19 protein-coding genes and 2 tRNA genes are annotated in these 19,173 nt (G+C 64.3%); 6 read left to right on the forward strand and 15 right to left on the reverse strand.

Annotated features, from left to right (window positions below; all coding sequences use genetic code 11):
- Positions 1-93: 93 nt before the first annotated feature.
- The 4 genes from FG93_RS26440 to FG93_RS26455 all read right to left on the reverse strand — a co-directional run bounded on the left by FG93_RS26440 (position 94) and on the right by FG93_RS26455 (position 7,066).
- Entirely contained in the window at positions 94-3,228 is a 3,135-nt protein-coding gene (locus tag FG93_RS26440) for an efflux RND transporter permease subunit (RefSeq protein WP_043240718.1), read from the reverse strand.
- 15 nt (positions 3,229-3,243) lie between these two features.
- Positions 3,244-4,353, reverse strand: coding sequence for an efflux RND transporter periplasmic adaptor subunit (locus FG93_RS26445; RefSeq protein ID WP_052514236.1), 1,110 nt, complete (start codon positions 4,351-4,353; stop codon positions 3,244-3,246).
- 549 nt (positions 4,354-4,902) lie between these two features.
- Positions 4,903-6,675: an adenylate/guanylate cyclase domain-containing protein gene (locus FG93_RS26450; RefSeq protein ID WP_043240721.1), complete on the reverse strand. Its 1,773-nt coding sequence runs from the start codon at positions 6,673-6,675 to the stop codon at positions 4,903-4,905.
- A 300-nt stretch (positions 6,676-6,975) separates the two neighbouring features.
- Positions 6,976-7,066, reverse strand: a tRNA-Ser gene (locus FG93_RS26455).
- Positions 7,067-7,159: 93 nt separating this feature from the next.
- Here FG93_RS26455 and FG93_RS31470 point away from each other — a divergent pair.
- Positions 7,160-7,564 (forward strand): hypothetical protein, encoded by a 405-nt coding sequence (locus FG93_RS31470; protein ID WP_052514238.1) that lies wholly within the window; start codon positions 7,160-7,162, stop codon positions 7,562-7,564.
- Between the two features lie 229 nt (positions 7,565-7,793).
- Here FG93_RS31470 and FG93_RS26470 read toward each other — a convergent pair whose 3' ends face one another.
- Positions 7,794-8,069 carry a PilZ domain-containing protein gene (locus FG93_RS26470; RefSeq protein WP_161783892.1) on the reverse strand — a complete coding sequence of 92 codons (276 nt, stop codon included), beginning with the start codon at positions 8,067-8,069 and terminating at the stop codon, positions 7,794-7,796.
- A gap of 422 nt (positions 8,070-8,491) precedes the next feature.
- Here FG93_RS26470 and FG93_RS26480 point away from each other — a divergent pair, with 422 nt between their 5' ends.
- On the forward strand, positions 8,492-9,319 hold the full coding sequence (locus FG93_RS26480; RefSeq protein ID WP_152579645.1) for a hypothetical protein: 828 nt from the start codon (positions 8,492-8,494) through the stop codon (positions 9,317-9,319).
- 291 nt (positions 9,320-9,610) lie between these two features.
- On the opposite strand, the gene FG93_RS26485 is transcribed toward FG93_RS26480, so the two are convergent.
- Complete coding sequence (locus FG93_RS26485) at positions 9,611-9,868, reverse strand: hypothetical protein (protein WP_043240732.1); 258 nt, start codon at positions 9,866-9,868, stop codon at positions 9,611-9,613.
- A gap of 10 nt (positions 9,869-9,878) precedes the next feature.
- Positions 9,879-10,193 carry a hypothetical protein gene (locus tag FG93_RS33190; RefSeq protein ID WP_152579646.1) on the reverse strand — a complete coding sequence of 105 codons (315 nt, stop codon included), beginning with the start codon at positions 10,191-10,193 and terminating at the stop codon, positions 9,879-9,881.
- Between the two features lie 172 nt (positions 10,194-10,365).
- Between FG93_RS33190 and FG93_RS26495 the strand changes: the two genes are divergently transcribed.
- Positions 10,366-10,797 carry a hypothetical protein gene (locus FG93_RS26495; RefSeq protein WP_152579647.1) on the forward strand — a complete coding sequence of 144 codons (432 nt, stop codon included), beginning with the start codon at positions 10,366-10,368 and terminating at the stop codon, positions 10,795-10,797.
- Between the two features lie 107 nt (positions 10,798-10,904).
- Here FG93_RS26495 and FG93_RS26500 read toward each other — a convergent pair.
- The 4 genes from FG93_RS26500 to FG93_RS26515 all read right to left on the reverse strand — a co-directional run bounded on the left by FG93_RS26500 (position 10,905) and on the right by FG93_RS26515 (position 12,794).
- Positions 10,905-10,980, reverse strand: a tRNA-Phe gene (locus tag FG93_RS26500).
- Positions 10,981-11,068: 88 nt separating this feature from the next.
- Positions 11,069-11,278 carry a DNA gyrase inhibitor YacG gene (gene yacG / locus FG93_RS26505; RefSeq protein ID WP_043240739.1) on the reverse strand — a complete coding sequence of 70 codons (210 nt, stop codon included), beginning with the start codon at positions 11,276-11,278 and terminating at the stop codon, positions 11,069-11,071.
- Positions 11,271-12,092, reverse strand: coding sequence for an SDR family NAD(P)-dependent oxidoreductase (locus FG93_RS26510; RefSeq protein ID WP_043241443.1), 822 nt, complete (start codon positions 12,090-12,092; stop codon positions 11,271-11,273). The genes yacG and FG93_RS26510 overlap by 8 nt, the downstream gene beginning before the upstream one ends.
- Positions 12,093-12,185: 93 nt before the next feature.
- The gene (locus FG93_RS26515) at positions 12,186-12,794 is read right to left on the reverse strand and encodes a Maf-like protein (protein ID WP_043241446.1); all 609 of its coding nucleotides are present in this window, start codon (positions 12,792-12,794) and stop codon (positions 12,186-12,188) included.
- Positions 12,795-13,187: 393 nt separating this feature from the next.
- Here FG93_RS26515 and FG93_RS26520 point away from each other — a divergent pair, with 393 nt between their 5' ends.
- Positions 13,188-13,508, forward strand: coding sequence for a hypothetical protein (locus tag FG93_RS26520; protein ID WP_152579648.1), 321 nt, complete (start codon positions 13,188-13,190; stop codon positions 13,506-13,508).
- Between the two features lie 95 nt (positions 13,509-13,603).
- Here FG93_RS26520 and FG93_RS26525 read toward each other — a convergent pair whose 3' ends face one another.
- Complete coding sequence (locus tag FG93_RS26525; protein WP_052514240.1) at positions 13,604-14,455, reverse strand: phosphatidylcholine/phosphatidylserine synthase; 852 nt, start codon at positions 14,453-14,455, stop codon at positions 13,604-13,606.
- A gap of 112 nt (positions 14,456-14,567) precedes the next feature.
- Complete coding sequence (locus FG93_RS26530; protein WP_043240744.1) at positions 14,568-15,266, reverse strand: phosphatidylserine decarboxylase; 699 nt, start codon at positions 15,264-15,266, stop codon at positions 14,568-14,570.
- Positions 15,267-15,600: 334 nt separating this feature from the next.
- Here FG93_RS26530 and FG93_RS26535 point away from each other — a divergent pair, with 334 nt between their 5' ends.
- A complete protein-coding gene (locus FG93_RS26535) occupies positions 15,601-16,065 on the forward strand; it encodes a GNAT family N-acetyltransferase (RefSeq protein WP_052514241.1) in 465 nt (154 codons plus the stop codon).
- Positions 16,066-16,101: 36 nt separating this feature from the next.
- Here FG93_RS26535 and FG93_RS26540 read toward each other — a convergent pair whose 3' ends face one another.
- Entirely contained in the window at positions 16,102-16,593 is a 492-nt protein-coding gene (locus tag FG93_RS26540) for a hypothetical protein (RefSeq protein ID WP_043240746.1), read from the reverse strand.
- A 101-nt stretch (positions 16,594-16,694) separates the two neighbouring features.
- Positions 16,695-18,605, reverse strand: coding sequence for an ABC transporter ATP-binding protein/permease (locus tag FG93_RS26545; RefSeq protein ID WP_052514243.1), 1,911 nt, complete (start codon positions 18,603-18,605; stop codon positions 16,695-16,697).
- A gap of 178 nt (positions 18,606-18,783) precedes the next feature.
- Here FG93_RS26545 and FG93_RS26550 point away from each other — a divergent pair, with 178 nt between their 5' ends.
- A complete protein-coding gene (locus FG93_RS26550; protein ID WP_043240748.1) occupies positions 18,784-19,131 on the forward strand; it encodes a hypothetical protein in 348 nt (115 codons plus the stop codon).
- Positions 19,132-19,173: the final 42 nt, after the last annotated feature.

The following is a 19,173-nucleotide window of genomic DNA, read 5'->3' on the forward strand; positions in this document are numbered from 1 at the left end:
CGGCCCGAAAAGTGCAGTGCGGTTTTCGGGAAAGCCGATGCAAACACAAAAAGGTTAGATCATCGGGCCGGATACGCTATCCGGCCCGATGATCTAGTGCGCAACCGAGGCTGCAAAGAGCGGCACAACCGTGCCTGGTTCCCGCGCCAGCGGTGCTCCACGCTCATCCAGCGACTTGCGGAACCACAGCGCGTAGAGCGCCGGCAAGAACAGGATCGTGAGAAAGGTCGCGACAAAGAGCCCGCCCATGATGGTGACAGCCATCGGGCTCCAGAATGCGCTCGACGACAGCGGAATCATGGCGAGGATAGCGGCAAGCGCCGTCAGCACCACCGGCCGCGCCCGCCTGACCGTCGCATCGACGATGGCCTCGCGCCGGCTGTGCGATCCCGAGGCGACGTCGCTCTCGATCTGGTCGACCAGGATGAGCGTATTGCGCATGATCATGCCGGCGAGTGCGATCAGCCCCAGCAGCGCGGTGAAGCCAAATGGCTGGTGGGCGAGATTGAGACCTGCCGATGTCCCGATCAGGCCAAGCGGAGCCGTCATGAAAACCAGGGCCAAGCGGGAAAAGTTCTGCAACTGGATCATCAACAGGGTCAGCATCGCGAGAAACATGAGGGGGAAGAGCACGTAAAGCGCGGCGTTCGCCTTCTCCGACTCCTCCACCGCGCCCCCCGTCTCGATGCGATAGCCAGGCTCCAGGCCATTCTTGATCGACTGCAGCCGCGGCAGGATCTGCGCGGTCACATCCGGCGGCTGGACACCGTCCACGACATCGGCGCGCACGGTGATGACGGTGTCGCGGTTACGACGCCGCAGGATCGGATCCTCGTGGACATAGTCGAGCCTTGCAACCTGAGAAAGCGGAACGGCGACGCCGTTACGGGCGACGATGGTCAAGTCGCCGACATGGCCGAGATTCAGCCTTTCGCTTTCGCCGGCCCGCGCGACCACGGCGACCTGCTCGACACCGTCGCGAACGGTCGTAACGGTCGCCCCGGAGACGAGGGTCTGCAGCGTCTGCGCAACGTCCTGCACGTTCAACCCAAGCGCCCGAGCCCGTTCCTGATCGACCACCAGCCTGACCGAGGGCGACATCTCGTTCCAGTCCAGATGCGGGTCGACCGCGTTGCGGTTGGTGCGGATGGCGTCGCGGACCTGGTAGGAGACCTCGCGCACCTTCAGCGGGTCGTGGCCGATCACGCGGAACTGGACGGGAAAGCCGACAGGCGGCCCGAAGGAGAAGCGGTCGACGCGCGCTCGCGCCTGGGTCAGGGCGCCGGCGCCAATCGCGGCATCGAGGCGCGACTTGACGCGCTCCCTGCCCTCGATCGACTTCGTCAGGATCACGATCTCGGCGAAGGACTCGTTGGGCAGCGTCGGATTCAGGCCCAGCCAGAAGCGCGGGGAGCCCTGGCCGACATAAGCCGTATAGGTCTGAATGTCGGGATCGGTCTGGCCGATCAGCTTCTCGGCCTCGGCGACGACGCCGGATGTTGCGCCGATCGACGAGCCCTCGGGAAGACGGAGCTGGAGAAAGAGTTCCTTGCGCTCCGAGAGCGGGAAGAACTGCTGCTGGACGAAGCCGAAACCGACGACAGCAACAGCAAAGATGCCAACAGTGACGACGACAGTCGTCACCCGCCAACGCACGCAGGTCTCGATTGCCCGGCGCAGGGCGCGGTACAGACGGGTATCGTAGATCGCGGCGGGATCGCCATGTGCGCCGCCCTTGGACAGCGACGAGGGCAGCAGCAGGACCCCGAGATACGGCGTGAAGACCACCGCCACGATCCAGGACATGGCGAGCGCGATACCGACGACCCAGAAGATGCCTCCGGCATACTCGCCCGCGCCTGACTTCGCGAAGCCGACGGGCAGGAAACCCGCGACGGTGACGGCGGTGCCGGTCAGCATCGGGAAGGCGGTCGATCGCCAGGCAAAGGCTGCGGCCTGGATGCGGTCGTAACCCTGCTCCATCTTCACCACCATCATCTCCACCGCGATGATGGCGTCGTCGACCAGCAGACCGAGCGCGATGATCAGCGCACCGAGCGTGATCCGGTGCAGGTCCATGCCGAGCGTGTACATGACGACGAAGGTCGCTGCGAGCACCAGCGGCACCGACAGTGCGACCACGATCCCCGTGCGCCAGCCAAGCGAGAGGAAGGAGACTCCGAGCACGATGGCGAGCGCTTCCACGAAGGAGCGCTCGAACTCGAAGATCGATTCCTCGACGATCTCGGGCTGGTCGGCAATCTGCTCGAACTTGACCCCCTGCGGTACGTCCAACTGGAAAGCGCGCGTCGCGGCGGCCACGTCCTTGCCGAAATTCAGGATATTGGCGCCGCGCGCCATCACGACCCCGACGCCGAGTGCGGGCTCGCCGCGTTGCCGGACAAGAAAGATTGGGGGGTCGACGAAACCGCGCGTCACGGTTGCGATATCGCCCAGCCGGAAGGTGCGGCCTCCTGCATCGACCGGCGTTTCGGACACCGCCTTCACGCCGTCGAGAGCTCCGGTGACGCGAAGCGGAATGCGTTGCGCGTTCGTCTCGACGGTCCCGGCCGGCGCCACGTCGTTCTGGCGCGCCAGCGAGTCGAAGAGCGCTTGCGGCGCCACGCCGAGCGTCGCCAGCTTGGCATGGCTGAACTCGACGAAGATGCGCTCCTGCTGGACGCCGTAGATGTTCACCTTCGCGACGCCGGGAACCCGGAGCAGCCGTTGCCGCAAGGCATCGGCGACCTTCTTGAGCTGAGCGTAGTCTGCGCCGTCGCCCGTCAGCATCGTGAGGATCGAGTCGACATCGCCGTACTCGTCATTGACATTCGGGCCGATCACGCCCGCCGGCAGGGAGGGCCGGACATCGTCCATCTTCTTGCGGATCTGATAGAACAGGCCCGCAACCTCGGCCGGCGGAGTGCTGTCCTTGAACGAGATCTGCATGGCCGCGAATGACGGCTTCACATAGGTCTGCACCTTGTCGAAATAGGCCAGTTCCTGGAGCTTCTTTTCGATGGGATCGGCGACCTGGTCCTGCATCTCGCGCGCGCTGGCGCCTGGCCACACCGCCGTCAGCACGGCGTCCTTGATGGTGAAGTTCGGATCCTCCGAACGACCGAGCCGCATGAAAGACAGCGTACCCGCTATCGCGATCACGATGATCAGGAAGAAGACGAGCGCGCGGTGCTCGACAGCCCAGCGCGACAGGTTGAATTCTTTCATGGCGACTTGCTCTTCTCAGAATGAGAACTGATCGACGGCGCGGACGGTCAGGCCGGCGTCAAGCTTCTGGGCGCCAAGCAGGACCACGCGGTCGCCCTCCGCGAGCCCGGCAGACACGATCACGTCCTTCGCTTCGTAGACAGCGACGGTGACCGGCTTGGCTGCGAGCTTCCCATCCGGGTTCACGGTCCACACCGATGGCCCGGTGCCCTGATTGACGAGCGCTGTCAGCGGCAGGCGAACAATGCGCTCGGGATCGGAATCGGTCAGGGTTACGGTCGCCGTCATGCCGAGTTGCACTTCCGGCCCTGCTGCAGCGACGGGGAAGCGCGCGAGATAGGTCCGCGTCGCGGCGTCGGCGGCAGGCGATAGTTCTCGCAAGGCCGCGCCATAGCGGACCCCGGCGTTCGACCAGAGCGTTACGACCGCCTTCGCCCGTCGCGCGCGTTCGACCGAGGCTTCCGGGATCGCCACGACGGCTTCCTTTTCTGCGGTGCGGGCAAGCCGGATCGCTGCGTATCCCGGCTGGACGACCTGGCCGGGCTCGACCGCAGTCGCCGTGATGACACCGTTCGCGTCGGCGCGCAGGACGGCGTAGGACGAGGCGTTCTTCGCGAGGTCCAGCGCGCGCTCCGCGCGGGCGAGGCGGCCCCTCGCCTCCTCCGAAGCGGCGCGCCTTGCGTCGAGCGTGGCGGCCGTCGTCCAGCCCTGTTTGATCAGCGACCTGGCACGATCGAGATCGGCCTCGGCTTGCGTCCGGCTCGCGGCCGCTGCCGCGCGCTCAGCCTCGGCCTGCTCGACCTGGAGCCCGAAATCGGCCTCGTCGAGCGTGGCGAGCACGTCTCCGTCCCGGACCATCTCCCCGACATTCACGAGCCGCTTGGCGACCTTGCCCTGCACGCGGAAGCCGAGGTCGCTTTCGACACGTGCACGGATGACGCCGACGAGGCTGCGCTCGCCGATCCTTGGCTCAAAGGCGACGGCCGGAGCCAGGACGGGTCGGGCCTGGCTGTGAGTTTCGGCGCGCTCTGCGCCATCCGAAGGCCCGCAAGCAGCGAGCACCGTGGCGAGCCCCGCGATGGAGACGACGCGAAAAACGTTGGGAAGCAGTGGTGATCCGCGCATGGCGCCCTCGGAGTGTTGGGAGGCCGAACAGGGGTGCTGCGGAAGGTCTGGATCGCGGGTTTGACACGCGGATCGCACCTTCAAAAACACCGTTAGCGGGAGCACCATCAATTATCGTGTGACGAATGTCAATATTCGTCACACATTATTCGTGCTTTGAATATCGTTAGCTCATGACACTCCTGCCTATCCCGTCCTGGCACTCGCTGCGGAACGGTCAGCGCCCGCAGCAGCGGCGCGACTTCGCTTGTGAAAAGATCGAACCGGGCCAGCAGGATCGGTGGCATGACGCTCAACCATCAGCAGCGCCGGAGCCAGTCCTCCATGATGTCGGTGATCGGCTCAGGAGCCACAGCGCGACCTGTTCGGCCTCTTGCTCGTCACCGGAGCTACGACCCCGTGGGGCGTTGTTTTTTGAGCGCTCCGCCATTGCGATGCTGAACCTCAGGGCGTGGACCTTCAGGGCGCCGATCCTGATCAGCGATACGCGCACTGAGCAAAACTATCGCGGTCGCAGAGTTCGGCCCCGGCTTGTCGCGAACATTGCGTTCACTCGGGCACTCCAGCCTTCGCCAAGCCTTCAACGAAGACCTCGCAGTGGGCGAAGAACTTCAGATTGTTCCGCAAGACGGAACGCGTCAAAGGCGGTCCGATCTGATTGCGGTAGGCAATATACGACTTCGCCTCGTCGAGCAGTCCCAGGTGCCCGCAGCAACTGATCAGGGTATTATAAAGACCGGGATACCCCGAGAACGCAGCAATCGATGCCCTCAAATGGGGCAGCGCCTCGGCAAAGCGTCGAGCTCCCAGCAAAGCCAGACCATGAAATGCGTTGTAAAAACCCGCGAAACTATCCGCTGGGCTCATCCGGAGAGCTTTTGCAGTCATTTCAATGGCGGCGTCGAACCGGCCTGCACGAAGCAGGACCAAGCCATACATCGTGTGGGCGAGAGCAAAACTCGGGCTCAGTCGAATGGCCGCCGCAAGTTCCTCCATCGCCCTGTCGTGACCACCGGCCGCACTTCGGATAAGTCCAGAAACGATGCGCGCCCAGGGCTCGTCGGGATCGATCGCGAGAGCCCGCTCTGCACCTTGTAGCGCCCGCTCGAAGCCTTGATCTCGGTCATCCCAGTAGGAAAACGCCGCCCACCACCTGGCCCAGCTTAGAATTGCATGGGCTCTCGCGTAACCTGGTTCGATTTCGATAGCTCGTTGCAGAAGAGTCTGAGCTTCCGCGTTCTGCTTCCGCCCGCCCTTGTTGACGAGCGCGAGGGCTCGAACGACCAAGCCCCAAGTGTCGAGCGTGTCGGGCGGTTTGCTGTTGGCGCGAAAGCCCTCTTCCACGTAAAGATGGGGCTCTACTGTGGCAACGACATTCTCGGTGATCTCGTCTTGGACCGCAAAGATGTCGTCCAGCTCCCGATCATATTTCTCTGCCCAGATGTGCTTCCCGGTTGAGGCATCGATCAACTGGCCGGTAATGCGGATGCGTCGCCCAGAGGCCCTGACGCTCCCTTCCAAGATATAGCGGACGCCGAGGTCACGGGCGACTTGTCGAACATCAACAGCCTTGCCCTTGTAGGTGAAGGTCGAGTTTCGGGCGATGACAAAAAGCCATCTCAGCTTCGCCAGACCTGTGATGATGTCCTCGGTGATGCCGTCCGCAAAGAACTCTTGCTCGGGATCGGTACTCATGTTGCTGAAGGGCATTACGGCAATTGAGGGACGATCCGGAAGTGCCAATGGCCGACCAGAGACACCCAGGCCGATTGAAGCCGCGGGCGCGGTGGTCAACCGCCGGAAAACCCGCACAGGCCTTGCGATGTTCTTGACCTGCTGTTCGCCTTGACTCTCAAAGGCTATGCCGATCTTGCCTTCGATCTGGTCGTAAACAGAACCGGAGATGTAGACACTTCCAGGTTCCGCAAGCTGCTCGAGACGAACCGCTACGTTGACGCCATCTCCGTAGACATCGCCGTCCTCTTCGCTGATGACGTCGCCAAGGTTGATGCCGATGCGGAGCTGGAGGGCTTGAGAACACTCCTGAGTGGCTTGCGAGGCGAGAGCCTCTTGGGCCTCCAGGGCACAGCGAACGGCCTCGACGGGGCTGGAGAACTCCACCAGAAAGCCATCTCCGGTGGTCTTGAACACCCGCCCCTGATGCGCTCTCACCTTCGGCTCGATGATCTTCCGCCGGAGGCTCTTGATGCGACGCAGGGTGCCTTCCTCGTCCCGGGCCATGAGGCGTGAGAAGCCGACAGCGTCAGCCGCGAGGATGGCCGCCAGATGCCTTTGAACTCGTGTGTGGGCAGGGCCAGACATCGGAACTCTTGGTAGGGCCGCTTGCGGGCATGGTGGTGCCATAAGGTCGGCACGTCCAGCGGTAAGGAGAGCTCGCGGGAGAGTTCCACCGCGCTCTTAACGCGACGCGTCCCGATGATCATCACAAGCCAGGGGCAGCCCGATGGGAGTTCTCCCGAATGCCCCCTCAGGCCTATCGGGACGGCGATCTGGAACCAGAAACGGGCTCAGCGGCGCCAGAGAAGGCCGGCCACGCGTATGCCGCCGTGTATCGTGCCCGGCAGCGCTTGAAATTCTCTCTATTAATCAATGGGTTAAGAATGGCGGAGACGGAGGGATTCGAACCCTCGATACCCTTGTGGGGTATGCTCATTTAGCAAACGAGTGCCTTCAGCCTCTCGGCCACGTCTCCGTTACCGGCTCTATGCCCGATTGCCCGGCGCTTTGACAAGCCGTCAATGTGAAAGATTATCAGCCATCTTCGCCGGGCTTAAGGAAACCGCCGATGCACGCTGCCCCGAAAGTGATCATGCTGCCCTCGCGCGGAGGCCTCCGCCTGCGCTGTCTCACGGCCGGGCTTATTCTCATGGCTGCCGTCGCCATACCGCGCCCAGCCGAGGCCCAGGTGCTGTTCGTGGTCTGTGACAATGGCTTGCGCTGCGTGCAGGCGCCTTGCCCTTCGAAGGATGTCGTTCTCGTCCCGTCGGGCCGGCGCTATGCGAAGACGGATCCGGACCTCTCCGGCCTGCCGGCCGCGGATGCTGCACGGCGCGACCTCGCCAGTGGCCTCTATTACGGGCGTCTCGTCCTCTCCGGCACGGTCGAGGACGGACCGCCGGTGCGAATCACGGCGACGAAAATCCTTCGCCGCGCGACCGCGCATGAGGCTGCTCTCTGCCGGCGCCGCTGAAGCGGATGCGGTCAGCGCGTCGGCTTCATCACCCCGGCAATCACACGGCGATCTCGTCGGTCCAGATGCCGCCTGTATAAGCCGCTGGGAGACGCGACAATGCGTCGAGCGCATCCAGGCCCGTCGAAAAGCCTCCGCCCTGATGGGGCCAAGCACGAATGAATTCAGCATCGAACCCGACAGCGGCAAGATGACGAATTTCTGACCCAGGCCGCGCCTCTCGCATCGTTCAGTCAGGGCGTTCGGCGTCCGCGATGAAGGTCGCGCCGATCGAATGCTGGCTGCGCCAGGCGATCCGCACGCAGGTGTTGATGTTCAGGGCCGGCGCAATCAGCCTGAAGACGTCCGGCGCCTCAAAACCCATCGGCACGCGCAGCTTGACGCCGGACACCGAGACATCGCGGATGATGCAGGGAATCTCGTTGTTCTGGCCGGGAAGCCGGATTCGCGCTTCCTGCACAACCTTGTCGCGATGGTGGCGGCGCTCTTCAGTCTGACCCGGCAATTCGCAAATCCCCGCCATGATCGATCGGTTCAAGTCTATCTGGAACCTGCGCCTGGCACGTCAACCGATGACGTACAGCCCGCAAAGAATCCGGGCAAGCCTGTCGGACCATCCAGGCGGCCAAGCCACAATGAGTTGATCGACTTCCACAGCACGGCAGACCAGCATGAACCGACGGTCATCGCGGCGGCGTGCGGCGCGCAGCGAAGCCGTCGCGACGCTCCGCCATTGGAACCGGCGGAGCCTGCAGGGCTCCTGGGTCCGCCGTGCAGGAGCAGAGATCATGCGCCATCGTCTCAAGCTGAAATCGCTTCTCACGCTCTTCGCGCTCCTGGCGAGCATCGTGCCGCCCCTGCCCGGCCTGGGCACGGCTCGTGGAACGCATTGTTGAGCAATCGCCTCGGCCCGCCTACGCTCACCTCGTGACCGACCTTCCCCCCGCCTGGACATGCCTTCAGCCGTCCTCCGTCAAAGCGCTCCTGGAGCCGCCCGGCAGGGTCCCGCAGGCTATCCGCCTCACGCCCGATCGCGTCCCCGTCGAGGCCGCCCTTCAGGTTCCCATGGTCATCGCCGCGAGGCTGCTGCTGGGGCTGGCCGTGGAGAAGGACGGGCTCGTGCTCACGCCTGCCGGTGCCCTGAAGCGGGCCGATGTCTGGCATGTCTTCGACCGGACGGAATGGCCAGGATACGACAAGGCCGCCACGCTGGCGATGAACAAGGTCATCAACGAGGACGATGCCTACGGGGTCCTGTTCACGCGGATCGTGCTGCAGGCGGCACGGCTCCTGCGGAAACGCTCGGGGGTCCTGAAGGCGAGCAAGGCGGGCAAGGCGATGCTGGCTTCCGAGGCCGCCCCCGCGCTGCTCACCGCGCTGTTCGAGGCGACGTTCTGGAAGGTGAACCTCCAGGACTTCGACAGGAACCCGCTGGAATTCTGGCCGCAGCACCATATGGGAGTGATCCTGTGGAGCCTGTCGGTGACGGCCCATCGCTGGTCGCGGTCTGCGGTCCTGACGCCGGCCTGTACGATCATGGAAACCATCGGGGACCCGATTGCGCCCGACTTTCCCGAGTTCGCCATGACGACGCGGGTGCTCCGGCCGCTGTCATGGCTAGGCATTCTCGAGAGCCGACGATCGGAGGAGAGGCCCGGCAGTGGGCTCGACGATGACGTCCGGAAGGCGCCGTTGTTCGACCAGTTATTGGGATTTGAGGTGGAGCTGAAGGGCGGCAGCGAGGCGCGACACTGAAGCGAAGACTTTCGCGGGCTGGGTATTTGGGCTGCCTGCCGGGTGCCGGGGGCGGGCCGCCGCTGACAGGGCCATGCGGGAAAGCCGGCATAGCCTGGGCGGGAGGGCTTTCAGCCCGCTACGCTGTCATAACCGAAAGTGCAGCACCGGCTTCTATCCCGAAGATCGGGCAACTGCGACCAATCCCCCATTTGGAGCAGAGCACGTAGGAGACCACCGTCAACACGGCGAGAAACAAAAGGAAGAGGATCAGGGCTCTGGTTCGGCCCTGTTGAGCCTTTCGCAAGCGCCTCACGCCCGGTTTGCCCGAATTGCCTTGATCAGCCGAAACGCTGCGAAGGCGGCGGCAAGGACATAGAGGGAGCCGCCAATGAACATGATGCCGTATACGCCCGCAAACAGCTCCCGGTCCTGCTTATAGGTGTCCGGCTCCAGAGCCGCGGAAAAGACATAAGCCGCAATGGCATGGCCGATGGCGTATCCTGTGACTACGCAGATCGGCACAAGGACCAGAAGGCTGACGACGAAGACAGCTGACGCTTTCAGCATCGGACCAACTCTAGAACGTCGTCAGCTGATCAAGAGAAAAACGATCCGAGTCCGCGCCGCATCTGTGCCAGTCTTTTTGGGCATTGGCCTCACTCTGACGGCCGTAGCACCAGCCTCTTTCGTTGAGTGCCAGGCCGTAGATCGTCATGGACTTGCAGGCGACTGCGACACGAACGTCGCGGCTCGGGTTGCGAAGGCAAACATCCCCTGCGTCGTCATAGAGCCTCTTGAGCTGTTCGTCGGTTTCGGTCGCTCCCGGAAATAGCGCACCCGACGCGATAGACGGGAAGCCGAGACCTGATCCCACAAGGATCGTGAAAACCACGCACGCCCTCCGCCGCATCGCCTCCTCCGTCTCAAAGCGATGACAGGTTCACAGACCAATGTGGCGACAGTTGTCCGATACCGAACGGCTCAACTCTGTGGCGAGTTGGTCCTGATCGCGTCGAGGGGAGTGGCGCCCAGAGCCGGACCGGGTGTTAAGCGCGAAAAACGCAATGAAATCACTGGCGGCTCAGGACGTGAGCCTGTCAGAGATCGCGCGGCGTTTCGGGATCGGGAAGGCGAGCGTCCTCCGGATTTTGAAGGCGCGGAAGGAAACAGCCCAGGTATCGGCAAAGGAGGCTGCCGGGCCGCCCTCGTTGCATCTTGAGACATCCCGCGCTGTCATTCCCATCGGGCCAGTGATTCGCGAGGGTGTCATGCCGCATTCGACGGACTTGCCTTTCGACGGAGTTCTTAGCGGGCTGAGAGCTGGCCTCGCGGGTGTCGGGGTTGCCCTTGAGATGGAGTTGACCTCTCAGGCCGGGGAGGCGAAGAGCTTTACGGTTCGGCTGTACCCTGAAGACGCGAAACGACTTTCCAGCATCCTCGCGGAGGCGGCGTCTATTGCTGAGATGGGGAAAGCCCTAACAAAGACCCGGCAGTAGCTTGTGCGGGCGCGCCATCGAAAGAACCAGCGGTAGCACCCGATTGTATCACTCGGGTGCCTGCAAGCTCTTGATTTAGCGGGTTTTCTTTGCCCTTGGAGGGGAAATGGTGCCCAGAGCTGGAATCGAACCAGCGACACTGCGATTTTCAGTCGCATGCTCTACCAACTGAGCTATCTGGGCATCCGGCGAAGCGCCAGGCGCTTCGTGTTGGTGGGGGCGATATAGAGGCTGATTGGCGGGCTGTCCAGTCGCTTCAGCCGGCTTCCGGTCAAGTCTCGTCTTCGCGTGTGGGTAACCCGGTTTCAGCCTCCTCGACGGGCTCGCCGGGAATGACATAGCTGCCCTTCAGCCAGCGGCCGAGATCGATATCGCCGCAGCGGGACGAGCAGAAGGGCCTGAAGCGATGCACCGCCGGCTTGCCGCAGATCGGGCAGGGTCTTGGTGCCGGCGGCGGTGACGTGTCCTGATTCTCAGCCATATTTGAGCGTGATGCCTCCATCGACCACGAGTTCGATGCCGGTGACATAGCGCGCTTCGTCACTGGCAAGGAAGAGCGCGGCATAGGCCACGTCCCAGGCCTCGCCCATATGGCCCATCGGCACCTGCGCATCGCGCGCCTTCCACATCGCGGCGATATCGCCCTCGCCATAGGCCTGCGCCAGGCCCGCGGAATGCTCGACCATCGGCGTCTTCATCAGGCCGGGCAGGATCGCGTTCACGCGAATCTTCTGCGCCGCGTATTGCACGGCCGTCGTGCGGGTCAGGTGATTCAGCGCCGCCTTTGTGGCGGAATAGCTGGCATAGGGCACGCCGGTGTGGCGAATCGAGGCGATCGAGGAAATGTTGATGATCGAACCGCCCTCGCCCGTCTCCTCGAACTGGCGCTGCATTACCGGGATGACATGCTTCATCGCCAGGAAGGCGCTGGTGACATTGACCTTGAAGACGCGGTCCCAGGTCTCCTCGGGCAGATCGACGACGCTGCCGACCTCGGCGATGCCGACATTGTTGTCGAGGATGTCGATGCGGCCATAGCGGCCGAGCGCCTGGCCGACGAGATCGGCGATCGAATCGGCCCTGGTCACGTCCGCCTGCACCGCGAAGGCCTGGCCGCCCTCGTTCTGGATGATCGCCGCCGTCTCCTCGGCGGCATCGCGGTTGAGATCGGCGCAGACCACCCTGGCGCCCTCGCGCGCAAAGATCGTCGCGGTCGCCTTGCCATTGCCCCAACCGGGCCCGATCGAGCCTGCGCCCGCGACGATTGCGACCTTGCCCCTCAAGCGTTCCGTCATCGGCCCCATCCCTGGTTGCGCGCCTTGCCCTGCCGATGCGGCAGCGGCGACAAGATCGGGAATACGGGCAGTCAGGGCAAGATGCGCTGACGCTCAGCCGACATTCATCCAGCCGAAGCGGATCGGGAAACCTTCGCCGCCGAGCAGGTTCACCGTCTCGTAAAGCGGCAGGCCGACGACGCCGGTATAGGAGCCGACGAGCTTGACCACGAAGGAGCCGGCGATGCCCTGGACGGCATAGGCGCCGGCCTTGCCGCGCCATTCGCCTGAGGCGAGGTACATCTCCAGATCTTCGGTCGAGAGCCGCTTGAACCGCACGCGCGTCTCGACGATGCGGTCACGGATCGCGCCGCCCGGCGTGACCAGGGCAACGCTGGTATAGACGCGATGGGCGCGCCCGGAGAGCATCCGCAGGCAGGCAGCCGCCTCATCGACGATCTCCGCCTTGGGCAGGACACGACGGCCGACGGCGACCACGGTATCGGCCGCGATGATGTAGCAGCCTTCGAGATCGGGGCGGCTCTTCGCGCCTTCCCGCGCGGCCTCCGCCTTCTCCCGCGCGAGGCGGCGCGACAGATCACGCGGGCGCTCGCCTTTCAGCGGCGTCTCGTCCAGATCGGACGGCAGCATGGCGTCGGGCTTCAGCCCGGCCTGCTCCAGCAAGGCCAGCCGGCGCGGAGAGGCCGAGGCCAGGACCAGCATCGGCCGCCAGCCGGGCTGCTTCGGAGTGGAGAAGAAACTCAAGGGCGTTGGTCTCTGAGGGCTCTCAGGCGCCCATGGCGGACGCCCTCCGCCCAAGCCTCTAGATCATTTTCGCCGGTTGCGAAATCTCCCTGAGGCGCCACGCGTCGAACGCAAGTCCAAAGTGCAATACCCAGCGCGTTATGCCCGCTGCGCATAAATTGCGCAGCGCCATCCCTTGCGCTTCAGCCTTTGACTTGACACATTAAAGCCTGCGGCCCGCAGACGCGGCCTCTGCGCGAGGCCGGAGTCCCTTCCGACCTGTCCCGTGTTCCGGAGCCCTTCACCGAAATGACGACATCGACCCGACGTCCGCGTTCCGCTCTGGGAACGGGAGTGGAAGCGCAGGCGCTCGTGAGCAAGGTCATGACCATGCAGGCCGAGGCCGGGCTGACCATCGCGATGCGGATGCCGATCCTGCTCAAGGGCGCGCTCGGCGACCGGCGCGGCCAGCGCGAGGCGACAAAGGCCCTGACCGAGAAGGTTTCCGCGGTCATGGAAAGCGGCCTTGCCGCCACCCAGGCCGTCAGCCTGTTCTGGTGGGATCTGGCCTTCAGCCCGTTCAGCCAGCTCGACATGAGCGAGGCGGTCGCCAGGGCGACCAGCAACACGCTCGAGCCGTTCTCGAAGCGGACCCGCGCCAATGCGGCGCGGCTGGGCAGCCGCCGGCGCTAGGTCGTCGGACCGGCCATCGTATCGGGTCCGATGTTTAGCGTCTGTGTCCGCATCGGCTTTCCCGAAAACCGCAATCCACTTTTCGGGCCGATGCTTTAGTCGGTATCCGACATGGACACCTTGCCGACCTCGGACGGTGCCCCCGCCAGGCCGGCATTGTAGTCGCGCTCGAGCTTGCGATAGCGCGCAACGCTGATCGGGATCAGCGCGAGATAGGCCAGCACGATCAGCGTCAGCATCTCGAACGGGTAGGCAAAGAGAAGCCCCGCCACCACCACCACCGCGACGAAGAGCGGCAGGACCTTTTCACGCGGCACGCGCGTGCCGAGCGTCTTGCCAGCGTAGCAGGGGATGCGCGAGATCGTCAGGAAGGCGATGAACAGGATATAGATTCCGACCAGCAGGGCGCCATACTCCTGCACGGGCACGCCGATGAAGTGCAGATAGAGCGGCAGCATCGCGGTGATCGCGCCTGCGGGCGCCGGCATGCCGACGAAGAAGTTCTTCTGCCAGTCGGGACGATTGGGATCGTCGATCATCACATTGAAGCGTGCGAGCCGGAGCGCCATGGCGCAGGCCAGAGTCAGCACGATGATCCAGCCGAAGGAGCGCAGATCGTGCAGGACGAAAATCCAGAGCACATAGCCCGTGGCGACGCCGAAATTGACGAAATCCGAGAGTGAATCGAGCTCGGCGCCGAAGCGCGACGTGCCCTTCAGCATGCGCGCCAGGCGGCCATCGACGCCGTCCAGCGCGGCGGCGATCAGGATGAAGATCGTCGCCGATTCGAGCTTGCCCTCGACCACGAGCCGCATCGCGGTGAGGCCGAGGCAGAGCGCCAGCAATGTGATGACATTGGGTGCGATCAGCCGAAACGGGATCGCCTTGAAGCGCGTGCGCTTCGATTCAGCCTGCTCGGGCTCGAAGGGAGGAAAGAGGTCGCTCATGCCAGCCGGAATACGCGGTTTTAGGCGCGGAGGCTAGGAGCAGTCGCCGATCATCCCGGGTGCCGTCGAGCGGCGCTCCGGGATGCCTAAAAGCGCTCAGATCCCGGTCGCCTCAGATCCCGCGGAAGCTGCGCCGCGCTTCGCTGGCCGAGACATCGGCCAGCACGGTCTCGCCGGCGATGGCGGTCTGGCCTTCGCCAACCAGCGGGATCACGCTCGTCGGCAGATAGACGTCGACGCGCGAGCCGAAGCGAATCAGGCCGAAACGCTCGCCGGCCGCAATCGCGTCGCCCTCCTTGACGAAGGGCACGATGCGCCGCGCGATCAGGCCCGCAATCTGGACGATGCCGACCGTGCCGGCGGGGGTCTCGATTGCCAGCGCGTTGCGCTCATTGTCCTCGCTCGCCTTGTCGAGCTCGGCATTGAGGAAGAGGCCGGGCGTATAGGCCATCTTCGTGATGCGGCCCGAGACCGGTGCGCGGTTCACATGGCAGTCGAAGACGTTCATGAAGATCGAGATGCGGGTCATCGGCTCGGCCGGCAGGTTCAGCTCCGGCGGCGGCAGCGCGGATGCGACCTGGCTGACGCGGCCATCGGCCGGCGAGATCACCAGCCCTTCGCGTTGCGGCGTGATCCGGATGGGATCGCGGAAGAAGTAGCAGACCCAGATCGTGATGATCGCGCCGAGCCAGCCGAAGGGCGACCAGAGATTAGCGAGCACGATCGTCGCCACCAGCGCGATCGCGATGAAGACGTAGCCCTCCTTGTGGATGGGGACGATCACTTTGCGGACGGAATCGACGAGCGACATGGGCAATCCTGTTGGGTCTTGTCAGCGCGTCGGCAGAGTGACGCTCCCCTGCGGCCCGAATGGGGCGGCAAGCATTGCCGCGTGATTTACGGGGTTCGGCGCTCCGGGGGAAGAGGCTGCATGCCGCGCCCCTCGCGACCGGGGGAGACACCGCCCCTGGACGTCACACCTTCCAGACAGGGCAGCAAGACCGCTAAAGCATCGGTCCGAAAAGTGGATTGCGGTTTTCGGGAAAGCCGATGCAAACACAGATGGCCAGATCATCGGGCCGCATACGATATCCGGTCCGATGATCTAGAAGTGCATCACATGGTATCGGCGGAGAGTGCAGGGCATGGACGAGGCTGGCGATATCGACACGGCTCTTCTGGCCGGGCTTGGATGTGACGATGTCAGCCTGCGGCTGAGCCGGAGCTACGCGCCCGAAACCTCGCCGTGGCGCGTCGCGGCCTATCGCTTCGACATCCTGGTCGGCGACGAGCCCGCCGGCACGATCAGCCTGCGGCCAGGCAGGACCTATCTCCTGACCCATCTCGCAGGGCAGATCGGCTTTTCCATCGAGCCCGCCTTTCGCGGGCGCGGCCTGGCCGGCAAGGCCGTGAAGGCGCTGCTTCCCCTGGCCGAGGCGTGCGGCCTCACCGAGCTCTGGCTGACGACCACGCCGGACAACCTCGCCTCCCGCCGCACGCTGGAAAAGCTCGGCTGCGTGCTCGTGGAACAGGTCACGATCCCGGAAAGCTATGAAAGCTATGCCCGTGGCGAGCGGCTGAAGCTGCGCTACCAGCTGGAGCTGAGCTGAGAGCAGGCGTCAGCCGGCCGGGCGCGGCCCGACACCTCAAGCAAGCGCCGTCGGACTGCGGACGAAGCGGCGCGCGGCGAGATAGGTCAGCACCACGAAGATCAGCAGCACGAGCCCTTCGGCAATCGCGAAGGGCGGCTCGGACTGGGTCGGCGCCAGCGCCCGGAGAAACGGCACCTTCATGAAGGCCTGTGCGACCGAGACGAAGATCAGCAGATAGAAGGCGAGCATGGCGGTGATCGCATAGATCCGCCGCCAGCCGCCATCGAGCCTGCGGGCGTAGAGGGCGTATCCGGCAAGCCCGACGAGAACGAGCGAGATCGCGCCGACGATATGCGACGGCAGGATGCCGTTGAACGGAAAGCCAAAACCCGTCGCGCTGGTCGCGAAGGCGGTGGAGAGGAAAATCCCGGTCCAGCGTGGCCGCGTGTGCCCTCTCAGCAAGGCCGCGGCGACGGGAAAACCGGCCACGATGGCGATCAGGCTGAGCCAGGTGTGAAAGCCGGTGAAAGTCGTCGGATCGAACATGAGCAGCCCCCGCAATGCTCCGCCGGCTTCGAGTGAACCCGGCGGAGTATAGCATGCAGGAAGCAGGCCGCGTTTGGCGAGAGAATTTCGTCGCCCAATGACTATGTCAGGGACACCCTCACGCTCTGTTCTTCTTCCTCGGTCGCGCGCTTCAGCGTCGCCTTGGCCTCGTCGACCTGGCGCTGGCGGTTCCAGAGCGCCGCATAGACGCCGTCCGCCGCCAGCAACTCGCGGTGATGGCCGCGTTCGACGATCAGGCCCTTGTCCAGCACGATGATCTCGTCGGCATTGACGACGGTCGAGAGCCGGTGGGCGATGACCAGTGTCGTGCGGCCCTCGCTGACCCGGTCGAGGGCGTCCTGGATCTCCTTCTCGGTGAAGGAATCGAGCGCCGAGGTCGCCTCGTCCAGCACCAGGATCGGCGGCCCCTTCAGGATGGTGCGGGCGATGGCGACGCGCTGTTTCTCGCCGCCGGAGAGCTTCAGGCCACGCTCGCCGACGGAGGTCTCATAGCCCTCCGGCAGCGAACGGATGAAGCGGTCGATCTGGGCGAGCCGCGCTGCCTCCTCGACCTCGGCCTCGGTCGCATCCGGCCGGCCATAGCGGATATTGTACTCGATCGTGTCGTTGAACAGCACGGTGTCCTGCGGAACCATGCCGATCGCGGAGCGCAGGCTGACCTGCTGGATCGCGGCGATATCCTGCCCGTCGATCAGGATCCTGCCCTTGCCCGGTTCGTAGAAGCGGAAGAGCAGGCGCGAAATCGTCGACTTGCCCGCGCCGGACGGGCCGACGATGGCGATCGTCCGGCCCGGCGGCACCGTGAAGGAAATGCCCTTCAGGATCGGCCGCTCGGGGATATAGGCGAAATGAACGTCCTCGAAGCGGACCTCGCCCGCATCGACGCGAAGCGGCGGGGCGCCCGGAGGGTCCTGGATCTCGGGATCGCGGCCGATCAGGGCGAACATCTCGCCGATGTCCAGGGTCGCCTGCTTGATCTCGCGATAGACCGTGCCCATGAAGTTCAACGGCTGATAGAGCTGGATCAGCATGGCGTTGATCAGCACGAAATCGCCGACGGTGTGCGTGCCGGCCTGGAAGCCGCGCACCGCCATCACCATCGAGATGGTCAGGCCCGTCGCGAAGATCGCCGCCTGTCCGAAATTGAGCCAGGCGAGCGAGGTATAGGCCTTGATCGAGTTGCGCTCGTAGCGCGCCATAGAGCGGTCGTAACGGGCTGTCTCGCGAGCCTCCGCCCCGAAATACTTGACCGTCTCGTAGTTGAGCAGCGAGTCGATCGCCTTCGAATTGGCGTCGGTATCGGACTCGTTCATGGCGCCGCGAATGGCGATGCGCCATTCGGTCGCCTTGATGGTGTAGGCCATGTAGGTCGTCACCATCACCACCAGCACGACGACATAGAGCCAGTCGAACATCGTCAGCAGTACGGCCGTGATCAGTGCGACTTCGACCACGACCGGCACGAGCTGGTTCAGGCCGAGGCGGACCATTTCCTCGATGCCGTTGCGGCCACGCTCCAGCACGCGGGTCAGGCCGCCGGTCTTGCGCTCGAGATGGAAGCGCAGCGAGAGATAGTGCAAATGGCCGAAGGTCTGCAGCGCCAGCGTGCGCACCGCATGCATGAAGACCGGCGCGAACAACGCATCGCGCATCTGGATGAAGGCCGAGGAGCCGACGCGCGCCAGGCCGTAGATCAGCGTCAGCGTGAGCGGTGCGCCGACCAGCCAGGGCAACCAGCGTTCGAGGCTCGTCGGCGTGTTCGCCAGCGCGTCCGTCGCCCATTTGAAGGTAAAGGGCACGCCCATCAGCACGATGCGGCCAACGACCAGCAGGATAAAGGCCGCGACGACGCGCTTGCGCAGATCGGCGCGATCCGGCGGCCAGAGATAGGGCCAGAGCGCGCGGAAGGTCGCGACGAAGCCGGAGCCGGGTTGCAGGACAGCCGAGCGGGCGAAGTTCGACGCCGGAGACGGCGCGGCAGGCGGGGACATGTTTCAAACAGTTCCAAGTTGAACCGCCCATATATCCGCGATCGCAGGCGAATGCATGGGCCTTGCTGCAAGCCGGGGATTGCGGAGCACGCGCGCCGGCTTGGCCTTGTTCTCGTCGAAAGACCGGTGTGAGATGGCGTCGGAGCGGTCAACGCTCGGATCGGGGAAAGAAACAGCCATGAGAGATCAACGGGTTATCTTTGTCGGCCTGATCGGCGCCAGCGTCTCGCTCTGCCTCGCGACGCTTCCTGCCCTGGCGCAATCAGCGCGCCCGCCGGCACAGATCAAGGTAACCAATGCCCGCAGCGTGCCGTTGAACACGCTCGAAATCACCACCTCGGGTGAACAGCCCCGCCTCGTCGCCAAGCTCGCCAAGCCGCTGGCTCCCGGAAAGAGCGCCGTGCTGAAGCTCACCAAGCCGGCAGGCTGCAGCTATTTCGTGCTCGGTCGCTTCTCCGACGAGGTCGAAAGCGACAATGACGGCGTCGATTTCTGCAAGGAGAAGACGATCCGCCTGACGGATTGAGGCGCGAACCACATCATGGCCGGGCCTGACCCGGCCATCCCA

The organism is Allobosea sp. LC85 (assembly GCF_000735605.1).
Taxonomy (GTDB): Bacteria; Pseudomonadota; Alphaproteobacteria; order Rhizobiales; family Beijerinckiaceae; genus Allobosea.